The sequence below is a fragment of the Micromonospora sp. RTBAU3-60 genome (assembly GCF_054963695.1).
Map to the genome: position 1 here is coordinate 34,032 of NZ_JBUEGB010000056.1, position 10,861 is coordinate 44,892.

The window sequence follows — 10,861 nt, forward strand, 5'->3', positions numbered from 1 at the left end:
TTCCACAGGTGTCCGATGACCTGCTGCACGTCGGTCCGTAGGTTCGGTTCGATTGTTGTGGCGACTGACCCGTGTATATGCCGACGAGGGACCTCGAGCCGCTGGTCGACGGGTGGTGTGGGGAAGAGGAGCACGCAGATGCGAAGAGGGAAGCTTGCCCGGCGCGGCTCGGTGCTGGCCTTGGCGGTCGTGGCCGCCGGCCTGCCGGCGACCGGCGCCCTGGCCGGGCCGGGGGCCGACGAACGCCCGGCCAGCGCGCAGTGGTCGTACCCGGAAGACTGCGCGCAGTGGTCGTACCCGGAAGACCCCGGCTTTGTCGCCACGAGTCCAGGGGAACTAGATGCCGCTAAAGCCAGTTGGGAAACGCCGGAATATGGTTATTATACCGGCCATAATCCTTCTACTCCTGGCACAGCGGTCAACTCCCCATGGCAACTCGCCGCGGTAAACGCGTCCACCGCCTACGCCCTGGGGTACTGCGGGCAGGGCGTCACGCTGGGCATGATGGATTCGGGCTACAGGCCTACACACGAAGCATTTCAGACCGAGCTGATCGATCCGGTGACAGGGGAGGGTGTCTACGGCACGTCCGGCTACGGATATCGTGGCGCGACCCCGACGAACCCTTTTACTGCGGGCGAGTGGTTCACTGTGGCCGGTGATCAGGCGAGAACAACTGACTACTCGCACGGGACCGGTATGCTTGGGGTCACCTCCGGCATGCGCGATGGTATAGACCAGCACGGCATCGCCTTTGGATCGAAGATGTATGTTGCCAAGACCGGCGGTTCCGATAGCCAGTCCCACGGTCCCTTCCACGATTACGTGTACTGGTATACAGCCAATAAGGCCCTGGTCGACGCGGGCGCCCAGGTCATCAACAGCAGTTGGGGCTCTTATGTCCAGACTCTTGACAGAGCCCGCTATGACGGCTTAGGAAACGACCTTGGAGTCAACGGCAACCGCGCCAACGCTTACCAACTGACTGGCAAAGACAGCGCCAGCGCCACGGCAATGGCGACCATTATCCCCAACGAGCACCTGAAGGATCTGGAGTACCAGTATTTCTTCTTCAAGAAAAGCTATTCGGAAGGCGGCATTCAGTACAATCCGAAGTACCCCGGACGTTCCTTTATGGACGCCATCTGGGACGCCATCAAGGACAGCGGTACCGTCAACGCAAGGTCGGCCGGCAACAACGACTGGAGCAACCCGTATTTTCGCCCGGCGTATCCCCTCTTCAATCCCTCGGCGGAAAAGCAGTGGATAGCCGTCGGCGGGGTGCAACCGCCCACTGCGACCAATCCCGAATACACAAAGCATTTCGGGTATAACGAGGCAGGGCTCGCCAAATGGTGGAACGTGTCTACCCCTTCAAGCAACGTTCGGACCACGAGCAGCGGTGGTGACACTAGCTATTCAAACTCAAGCGGCACGTCACCGGCAACGCCCGTTGCGACAGCGGTGATGGGGGTTCTGCTCTCCCGCTATCCGAACATGGACGCCAAGCAGGTGCGTGAGCTGATGTTCACCACGGCGAACAACAAGATGTCCGACGGCGTGAGATTCCTCGGCACCGGGCAAACCTCCCCCTCCGGGGCATCCATCGCCTGGACCGCTCCCGACGGTCTTCCGGACGAACGCTGGGGCTGGGGGATTCCCGATCTGGCCAAGGGCATGTACGGCCCCGGCCAGCTCCTGAGCCCCATGACCTACAACATGGATAAAGCGCCCTTGGACGTCTGGTCGAACGACATCAGCCAGATCGCGATCAAGGAAAGGGAAAGGGAAGATCTCGAGTGGCTGGCGGGCTACAAGGAGCAAGGCATTGCCTACGCCGGTGAATTCAGCCCCAACGTGCTGAACCCGGACGGCACGCTTGACGAACAGGCCTTCATGCTTCAGGGCATTTTGGGTGATCCTCACATCCAAGCTATCACTAACGGCCACCCCGAGTTGTACGACAAGATCACCTATGAGGACGCCGTCAAGTGGCGCAAGGAATGGATGGACCAGCGCGCGGCCTACATTCAGAACAACATCGACAACAACCTCTACACGGCTTCTCTGACCAAGCAAGGCCCCGGGACGCTGATCATGACGGGCGACGCCACCTACGAGGGCGGCACGACGGTTGAAGGCGGTAAGCTTTCGATCACCGGCTCGCACGCAAGCTCGATCGACGTCAAGGGCGGCACGCTCGGCGGCAGTGGCAGCGTGGGTGACAGCGTGACCGTCACCAGCGGCATGCTGCGGCCCGGGCTCACGTCCGACGAGGCCGCGCAGCTCACCGGCACCTCCGCGGGCAACGTCCTGAACGTCGGCGGGAACGTGACCGTCGGCAGGCAGGGTCGCGTCGCCGTCACGATCTCCGGCGACCGGGACTACACGAGCGTCCGGGCGGCGGGCAAGCTGGTGCTGGACGGCGAGCTGGACCTGGACGTGCGGGGCAAGCTGACCCCCGGCACCGTGTTCACGATCATGAGCGGTAGCTCGATCAAGGGTGCCTTCCACGCGCTGCCCGAGGACCGGGCCCTGAACGTGGGCGGTTACCTGTTCCGGGTGTCCTACAAGAACAACAGCATGACGCTGACCGTCATGCACCCGGTGCCGAACAACGGGAAGTAGGCCGTGATCTGCGGCTTGACCATGGTCGAGCCGTGGTGAAGGGACCGTGAGGAAAGACGGGCCGCGACGCCGAGATCGGCGTCGCGGCCCACCAATTCGTCCGGCCCCCCTGCACTACCTGCTCACCGGTACCGCATGGGAGATCGGTGACGGGGCCGGTGCGGCGATCCTCGGCGGCGAGGAGATCGGCGAGGACGGCGGCTACGGGCCGGCACGCCTTCTCGACGCCGAAACGGTCCGCGTGATCTCCACCGCGCTCGACACGCTGGACGTCGACACGTTGCGCGCTCGGTACGACGCCAACGCGATGATGGCCGCCGACATCTACCCGAGTGTGTGGGATCGCGGGGCCGGCGACTTCGACAGCGAAATCGCGCCAGCCTTCGCCGACCTGTGCCGCTTCTACCGGATGGCCGCCGCACTCGGCCAAGCGGTACTCCTTGCCATTACCTGATTCCTTCCCTGGAACGCCACCGATCGGGCGGGCTGGCCGCAACCGGGGCCGGGCTGACCACCGAAGCGCCGGCGGGAAACCGCTATATACCGTCTGCGGCAGAAGCGGATGTCACAGACGAGCCGACGCACAGCCCTGGCGACTCCCTCCTCTTCGGCGGATCCTCTACCTCTGCGGAAAGCCGATCAGTTACCGCAGTCGGCTCGGGTGTACCGGTGAGTTCGGGGCCTCAGGCACCTAGGGTGATCATCGGTGTGCCGGGAAGTCTGGTCGGCGTGTCATCCGTCGCGTCCCGAAGCCTCTGGAGTTCACTGTGCGAGCCCGAGACCTGGCCGTGCCCGTCCCGACCATCACCGTAGCCACCTCGGTACTGGACGCGGCCCGCCTGCTCGCCGGTTACAACCTGCCCGGTCTGATCGTGGTCGACGACCGCGGCTGCCCGGTCACCGTGCTGCCCGGCACCCAGGTGTTGCGCCTGGTGATCCCCGGCTACTGCCGGGAGGACCCGACCCTGGCACGGATGATCGACGAGCCGTCGGCGGACGTGTTCCTGCGCGGCGCGGAGGGGCGTACGGTGGCCGACCTGCTGCCGAAGGAGCACCCCGAACCGCCGGTGGTAGAACCGCAGGCGACCGTGCTCGAGATCGCCGCGGTGATGGCGCAGAAGCGGAGCCCCCTCGTGGCCGTGGCCGCGGCCCGGGAGCCGATGATCGGCGGGATCAGCCTCGACGCGCTGCTCGACCGGATGCTGGCCGCGTGACCGGGGTGGCCTGGGCGGCGGTGGCCGTCTTCACCGTCGCGTACGTCCTGATCGCCACCGAGAAGATCCATCGGGTCGCCGCGGCGCTCGGCGGGGCGGCGGTGATGTTCCTGATCGGCGCCACCGACACCGCGCACGCGTTCTTCGACGAGCAGGCCGGCATCGACTGGAATGTGATCTTCCTGCTGGTCGGCATGATGCTGATCGTCGCAGTGCTGAAACGCACCGGCGGTTTCGAGTACGTCGCCGTGTGGGCGGCCAAGCGCGCCCGGGGCCGGCCGTACCGGGTGCTGGTGATCCTCGTGGTGATCACCGCGGTCGCCTCGGCGGCGCTGGACAACGTCACCACCGTCCTGCTGATCGCCCCGGTGACCTTCCTGGTGTGCGAGCGGCTCGACGTGCCGGCGGTGCCGTTCCTCATCGCCGAGGCGATGGCGTCGAACATCGGCGGCACCTCGACGCTCGTCGGCGATCCGCCCAACATCATCATCGGCAGCCGGGGCGGCCTGACCTACAACGACTTCCTCCTGCACCTCGCCCCGTTCGTCGTGCTGCTGCTGGTGGTCTTCCTCGGGCTGTGCCGGGTGCTGTTCCGCTCGGCGTTCCGCTACGACCCGCAGCGGGCCGCGCAGATCGCCGCCCTGCACGAGCGCGACGCCATCCGGGACCGGCGGTTGCTGGTGCTCGGGTTGGCCGTGCTCGGCGCGGTGACCGCCGCGTTCGTCCTGCACACCACGCTGCACCTGGAGCCGGCGGTGGTGGCCCTGATCGGCGGCCTGCTGCTACTCGCGCTGTCCCGCCTCGACGCCGGGCAGATCAGCCGCGACGTCGAGTGGCCCACCCTGGTGTTCTTCGCCGGCCTGTTCATCATGGTCGGCGCCCTGGTGAACACCGGTGTGGTCGAGCAGATCTCCCGCGCCGCGATCAATGCCACCGACGGCCGGCTGCTGCCGGCGTCGATGGTGCTGCTCTGGGGATCCGCGGCGCTGTCCGCGGTCGTCGACAACATCCCGTACGTGGCGACCATGAGCCCGGTCGTCGCCGATCTGGTTAGCGCCCAAGGCGGTGCCGAGCAGTCCCGGGTCCTGTGGTGGGCCCTCGCGCTCGGCGCGGACCTGGGCGGTAACGCCACCGCTGTCGGCGCTTCCGCCAACGTCGTCGTGCTCGGCCTCGCCGAACGCGCCGGGCAGCGGATCACCTTCTGGCAGTTCACCCGCTACGGGATCCTGGTCACCCTGGTCACCGTCGGGCTGGCCGTGCCCTACCTGTGGCTGCGCTACTTCGCCTGATCCCCCCGCCATCTCGCCGTTTTGATGCCGCCGTCCCGGCCGGCCCGCTCGGTGGCCGTGTTGGCCTTGTCGGCCGCCGCGCGTTGCCCCGGCGCGGGTGCCGTGCGGCGCGCCCGCTGGATCCGGCGCAGCACGCCGTGCCAGTTCGGGAAGTCGCGGGTGTCGTCGAACGCCCGTGCGACTACCACGTCGGTCGAGGAGTGCGCCAGGATCGAGATGACGATGGTCAACGCGACGAGGTGGAAGACCTCGTCGGCGGCGCCGATGCCGGACTCGAGCACCAACAGCCCGTAGACGACCGAGGCGAAGCCCTTCGGACCGAACCACATCGCCGCGCCCTGCTCACGCAGGCTCAGCCCGGAGCGCAGGAACGAGATCCACAGCGCGAGCGGCCGGGCGACCGCAATGGCCAGGACGGCGAACACCCAACCGGTCCAGGAGATCTCGCCGAGGAACTCCACCGAGATCAGCGCCCCGAACACCAGCAACGCGGCGAGCTTCAGCAGCTCGGCAACGTTCTCCCCGAAATGCTCGAACGCTGCCCGCTCCCGTGGCCCGAAGGTGGCCACCGTGATGCCGGCGGCGAACGCGGCCAGGAACAGGTTGCCGTGCGTAGCCTTGCCCAACGCCAGCACCAGCAGGCCAATGGCCACCCCGTTGAGCGGCGCGTACGCCGCCGACGCGGCAAAGAACCGGGTCCGCTCCAGCGCTATCGCGGCGAGCGGCACGAGGACCCCGATTCCCAACCCGACCGCCAGTTCGGCGGCCAACTCCTCCAGGTGCAGGTCGTGCGAGCCGGCGGCGACGGCGAGGAGCACCACCACGAACGGCAGCGCCAGGCCGTCGTTGACGCCGGACTCGACGTTGAGCAGGTGCCGAAGCCGGGCTGGCACCTTGTCGTTGCCGACCAGAGCGGCCGCGAACACCGGGTCGGTGGGTGCCAGGATCGCGCCGATCAGCAGCGCCTCCGCCCAGTTCAGCCCGGCCACGTAGTGCGCCAGGACGGCGGTGACCAGCAGGGTCAGCGGCAGCCCCCAGCCCAGCGCCCGCCCCGGCAGCCGCCACGCCGAGCGCAGGTCCGCCCAGCCCACGCGCATCCCGTCGGTGAACAGCACCGCGAACAACGCCAACTCCGCCAGCTGCGCCACGATCGGCGAGTCCGCGTGCAGATGCAGCACCCCGGTGGTGCCCTCTCCCAGGACGAACCCGGCCACCAGGAACAACGCCGCAGTGGACAGGATCGTGCGGTGCGCGAGCGCCGACAGCAGCACCGCAGCGAGCAGGACGACAGCGAAGGACAGCAGCAGCACGGGTGGCCCTCCAGCGAGCACGACGGGTTACGGTGCCGACCAGACTTCCCGGCGCGCCTTGGAGCCCGCCGATCATATCGGCCCCTCGCTCGGGCCGCTTCTGGCGTTGTGGGGGGCCATAGCTGGTGATCGACCGGCCGCTCTGATGACTTCATGCCTCCTGTTCGGACAAGCCCGTATTCGGCCGCAACCGGCAGATTGGCGGGCGTTCCACGTCGTACGGCATCAGCTGGCAAGCGTTGACCGCGCGCGCCGACTCCGCCAGGTCACCGACCTTGGCGGTGCCGGCGACCAGCCAGACGGCGGCCAGCCCGAGTCCGGCTGGCGTGGAGGTCCACGGTCAGGCCACCGATCTCTTGGCGAGCCCGGTGGTCACACCGCGGCCCGTCGGGTGCGGGAGAGGACGAACGGCATGACGCCGAGGGCGAGCACTCCCCCGGTGATGGAGAGGGCGGCGTAGCTGGTGGCGGTCATGACCAGGCCGCTGGCGATGCCGCCGGTCGCGCCGGCCAGGGCGATGCAGAGGTCGACGGTGCCTTGGATCTTGGCGCGGGTTTCGGCCGGGGCGGCGTCGGTGATCATGGCGGTGCCGGAGACCAGGCCGAGGTTCCAGCCGAGGCCGAGCAGGATCAGGGCCAGGGCGAGCAGCGGCACCGAGTCGTCCGGGGCGGTGGCCGACACCAGGCCCGCGGCGAGCAGGGTGACACCGGAGGCGACCGCGACCGGCACCCGGCCGAGGCGGTCGACGAGGATGCCGGTGACCAGCGACGGCAGGTACATCGCGGCGACGTGCAGCGAGATCACCAGACCGGTCGCGGCCAGATCGTGGCCGTGGGCCTGCATGTGGACCGGGGTCATGGTCATCACCGCGACCATGACGAGCTGCGTGAGGATCATGGTCGCGGCCCCCGCGATCACACCCGCGGACACGCCAGGTGCCTGGCTCGCTGATGCGGTTGCTGCGGTCTCGGTGTGCAGGGTCCGGGAGATCAGCAGCGGGTCCGGGCGCAGCAGCAGGAACAGGATCGTGCCGGCCAGTGCATAGGCGATCGCGGCGAGCGCGAACGGCCCCGCGAGGGCGGGCAGGCCGAAGTGCTCGGCGGCTCGGCCGGTGGATGCGACCAGGTTCGGCCCGATGACCGCGCCGACGGTGGTGGCGACCAGCACCGAGCTGACCGCCCGGCCACGGCGGCCCGGCGCGGACAGGTCGGCGCCGGCGTAGCGGGCCTGCAGGTTCGTGGCGGTGCCCGCACCGTAGACCAGCAGGGAGATCAGCAGCAGGACGACGCTGTCGAGGGCTGCTGCGGCGACGACTCCAGCGCCGCCGAGCGCACCGGCGGCGTAGCCGGCAGCAAGGCCCACACGGCGGCCGAGGCGCTGGGACAGGCGGCCGACGGCGAACGCCGCGACGGCGGACCCGCCGGTGTACAGGGCCGCCGGTAGTCCGGACAGGGTGCTGGTGCCGAGCATCTGCTCGGCGAGCAGGGCGCCGACGGTGACGCCGGCGGCCAGTCCGGCACCGCTGAAGACCTGCGAGGCCATCGCCACGCTCAGCGTCCGGTGGTGCAACGCCAGTCGGGCCTCGGGGTTGTCGACATAGCCGGTGAGGGTCATCAATGCGCGTTCCTTGCCACCACGAATGATCAGAGTGTTGGATACATGCTGTATCCTAATCTCGTGAAGAGTTCGAAACAATCTGCCCGACTCCAGGAGGCGAAGCGACGCCGCAACCGCATCGCGGTCACAGCCGTCGCGATCATCGCCTTCCTCGGCGTGGTCCTGGCCGCTCACCGCACAAACGGGCGGGGCCCGGTCGCCACCCCGACGGCTTCGGCAAGCGCGGACGGCGCCAGAACCGGCGAGTTCACTTTCGTACGCCGCGAACAGGGTGACCCGATGGCGGTCGGTGCCGTGGACGCGCCCGTGGTCCTGGTGCAGTGGACCGACATGCGCTGCCCGTACTGCGCGGTCTTCAACCGTGACACGCTGCCCGTGCTGCGGCGCGAGTATGTGGACACGGGAAAGGTCCGCATCGAGGTGCACGACGTCGCGTACTTCGGGGAGCAGTCCGAGGACGCCGCTGTCGCCGCACGAGCTGCGGCAGAGCAGGGCCGGTTCTTCGAGTTCCTCAGCGCCGTGTACAAGGAGGCCCACGAGCACAAGCACCCGGATCTGCCGCGCGAGCGACTGATCGCGTTCGCCAGGAAGGCCGGCGTGCCCGACATCGAGCGGTTCACCGCGGACCTGGACGACGCCGGCCTGCGCGCCGCGGCGGAGGCCAGCAACAGCGAGGCCGCGCAGTTGGGTGTCACCAGCGTCCCGTTCTTCGTCGCCGGTGACAGCACGCTGTCCGGCGCGCAGCCGACCTCGGTCTTCCGCCAGTACCTGGACGCTGCGATCGCCAAGGCGAGTTGACCGTGGAGCTGGGACTTCTCGGCGCATTGCTCGGGGGCCTGCTGACCCTGCTGAGCCCCTGCTCGGCGATGCTGCTTCCGGCGTTCTTCTCGTACGCCTTCACCAGCCCGACCCTGCTGGTCAGCCGCACCGGGGTGTTCTATCTGGGCTTGATCACCACGCTCGTGCCGTTGGGTGTGCTCGCCGGGACGGTGGGAGCGTTCGTCAACCAGCACCGCGACACGTTCGTCACGGTCGCGGCCGTCGTGGTGATCGTGCTCGGCCTGATCATGTTGGCCAACATTCCTATCCCGGGTCTGTCCCGCAGCGGAATGGAGGGCACTTCGGCGGCATCCGTCTACGCGCTCGGCACGATCTACGGCCTCGCCGGTGTCTGCGCCGGCCCGCTGCTCGGCGCGGTGCTGACCGTCGCCGCGGTCGGCGGCAACGCCCTCTACGGCGGGATCGTGCTGCTCGTCTTCGCCGCCGGCATGGCCGCTCCCCTGCTGGTCCTGGCCCTGCTGTGGGGACGGCTGCCGTTCGTGCGCAGACTGGTCCGCCCCCGTGGGATCCGCCTCGGACGATGGAGTAACACCTGGACGGGAATCGTCGGCGGCGCACTGACCGTGGCGATCGGCGTCCTGCTCCTGGTCACCGACGGCACCACGTCGCTGAGCGGCATTCTCGGCGCCTCCGACCAGGCCGCGCTCGAGGACCGGGTACGGCAGGTCACCGATGGTGTGCCGGATCTTCTCGTGGCCGCGATCGTGATCGGCGGCGCCGCCGTGGCCTGGCTGTTCGTCCGCGCCCGAGCGGCCCGCCGGTGACGGTGCCTCGGCGTGCCGGATGGATACTTGTAGCAGGTACGTCGCGTCACCGTGGATGGGAGCGTCGTTGGCAGACAGTGCGAGTGCGGCGGAACGGGCCTACCAGGCGATCCGCGGCGGCATCTTGAACGGCGTGCACCCAGCCGGGGCCATGCTCGGCGAGGAGGCCCTCGCGGCCGAGATCGGGGTCAGTCGCACACCGGTCCGCTCCGCACTCACCCGCCTGCAGGACGAGGGCTGGATCGTCATCTACCCCAAGCGCGGCGCGCTGGTGCAGGGGCTCAGCGAGCGGGCGGTGGCCGACCTGGAGGACGCCCGCCTGATGCTGGAGTCGACGGGGGCCAGCCGGGCGAGCGCCCCCGTCCGGGAACTGCTCGCCGAGCGGCTACGCCAGTCGATCGAACAGCAGCGCGCCGCGTTCGAGGCCAAGGACATTCGGCAGTTCATCGAGTTGACCATCGACTTCCACCGTGCCTTCGTGGAGGCCGCGGACAACGACATCCTGCTCGAACTCAACGACCGGCTGTCCGACCGGCAGCGGTTCCTGCTGTTCAGCAAGGGCGACCGGCTCCTCGCCCGGTGCGACGAGATCCTGGCCGAGCACGAGATCCTCGTCGAGCGCCTGCACGCCGGTGACGCCGACGGGTTCACCGACATGCTCCGCCAGCACCTGGCCGAGACCTACATCCCGCCCTCCGCCAGCGGCTACCAGCGCGGATCCCACAAGACGAGATAGCCGTCGAGTTGCCGGCCGCTACACGTGCCCTCACGCTGTGCGCCGGTCAGGGTCTCCGCCAGCGCGCCTGAGCCGACAGCCGGTTCGAACCAGGCGACGGCCACCGGCGCGGGTGCGATGGACTCGGCGTGGGAAGCCACCACTGGCCGCCGGATGGATTCCGCGCCGTCTGACGGCAGCGCTACCCACCCCAAAGATGATGCGGCAACTTCTTGCCGCCTGTGCAACAACTTTCCGCTGCTCGGCTAGCCTTCCAGTCTTCCGTGCGCGACATCCTGTGCCCAGCCGCTCGCCAACCCGTTCACATTGACGCATTCAGCTGGTAGCGTCCTGGAATCGTTGCAAGATCTTGCATTAACCAGCCAGCCGGAGGGCGCACCCGCCCTCCGGCTTCCTCGCACCACCCCCATCCCCCGCGAGGAGGCCTTCGTCATGAACCCCCGCCTGCGTTCCACGCTGGACT

The 10,861-nt window shown here is 68.3% G+C and carries 9 protein-coding genes; 7 read left to right on the forward strand and 2 right to left on the reverse strand.

Going from position 1 to position 10,861, the window contains the following annotated elements:
- Positions 1–138: 138 nt before the first annotated feature.
- The 4 genes from ACY34I_RS31720 (at position 139) to ACY34I_RS31735 (ending at position 5,131) form a co-directional block, all read left to right on the forward strand.
- Positions 139–2,628, forward strand: a complete 2,490-nt coding sequence (locus ACY34I_RS31720) for a S8 family serine peptidase (protein WP_462758857.1) — start codon at positions 139–141, stop codon at positions 2,626–2,628.
- 46 nt (positions 2,629–2,674) lie between these two features.
- Positions 2,675–3,082 carry a YfbM family protein gene (locus ACY34I_RS31725; protein WP_462758858.1) on the forward strand — a complete coding sequence of 136 codons (408 nt, stop codon included), beginning with the start codon at positions 2,675–2,677 and terminating at the stop codon, positions 3,080–3,082.
- Positions 3,083–3,395: 313 nt separating this feature from the next.
- A complete protein-coding gene (locus ACY34I_RS31730; protein WP_462758859.1) occupies positions 3,396–3,842 on the forward strand; it encodes a CBS domain-containing protein in 447 nt (148 codons plus the stop codon).
- Entirely contained in the window at positions 3,839–5,131 is a 1,293-nt protein-coding gene (locus ACY34I_RS31735) for an ArsB/NhaD family transporter (RefSeq protein WP_462758860.1), read from the forward strand. Before ACY34I_RS31730 ends, ACY34I_RS31735 begins: the two co-directional genes overlap by 4 nt.
- Here ACY34I_RS31735 and ACY34I_RS31740 read toward each other — a convergent pair.
- Both ACY34I_RS31740 and ACY34I_RS31745 read right to left on the reverse strand, forming a co-directional pair.
- A complete protein-coding gene (locus ACY34I_RS31740) occupies positions 5,119–6,462 on the reverse strand; it encodes a cation:proton antiporter (protein WP_462758861.1) in 1,344 nt (447 codons plus the stop codon). The two genes, ACY34I_RS31735 and ACY34I_RS31740, sit on opposite strands and share 13 nt — an antisense overlap.
- A gap of 351 nt (positions 6,463–6,813) precedes the next feature.
- Positions 6,814–8,055 carry an MFS transporter gene (locus ACY34I_RS31745; RefSeq protein ID WP_462758862.1) on the reverse strand — a complete coding sequence of 414 codons (1,242 nt, stop codon included), beginning with the start codon at positions 8,053–8,055 and terminating at the stop codon, positions 6,814–6,816.
- Between the two features lie 63 nt (positions 8,056–8,118).
- Here ACY34I_RS31745 and ACY34I_RS31750 point away from each other — a divergent pair, with 63 nt between their 5' ends.
- The 3 genes from ACY34I_RS31750 to ACY34I_RS31760 all read left to right on the forward strand — a co-directional run bounded on the left by ACY34I_RS31750 (position 8,119) and on the right by ACY34I_RS31760 (position 10,398).
- Positions 8,119–8,856: a DsbA family protein gene (locus ACY34I_RS31750; RefSeq protein ID WP_462758863.1), complete on the forward strand. Its 738-nt coding sequence runs from the start codon at positions 8,119–8,121 to the stop codon at positions 8,854–8,856.
- A 2-nt stretch (positions 8,857–8,858) separates the two neighbouring features.
- On the forward strand, positions 8,859–9,662 hold the full coding sequence (locus tag ACY34I_RS31755; RefSeq protein ID WP_462758864.1) for a cytochrome c biogenesis CcdA family protein: 804 nt from the start codon (positions 8,859–8,861) through the stop codon (positions 9,660–9,662).
- 67 nt (positions 9,663–9,729) lie between these two features.
- Positions 9,730–10,398, forward strand: a complete 669-nt coding sequence (locus ACY34I_RS31760) for a GntR family transcriptional regulator (RefSeq protein WP_462758865.1) — start codon at positions 9,730–9,732, stop codon at positions 10,396–10,398.
- The last annotated feature ends 463 nt before the right edge of the window (positions 10,399–10,861 follow it).

Bases quoted from the DNA above. Each gene is read 5' to 3' on its own strand.
- ACY34I_RS31745 (WP_462758862.1), bottom strand. From the start codon at position 8,055: ATGACCCTCACCGGCTATGTCGACAACCCCGAGGCCCGACTGGCGTTG.
- ACY34I_RS31720 (WP_462758857.1), top strand. From the start codon at position 139: ATGCGAAGAGGGAAGCTTGCCCGGCGCGGCTCGGTGCTGGCCTTGGCG.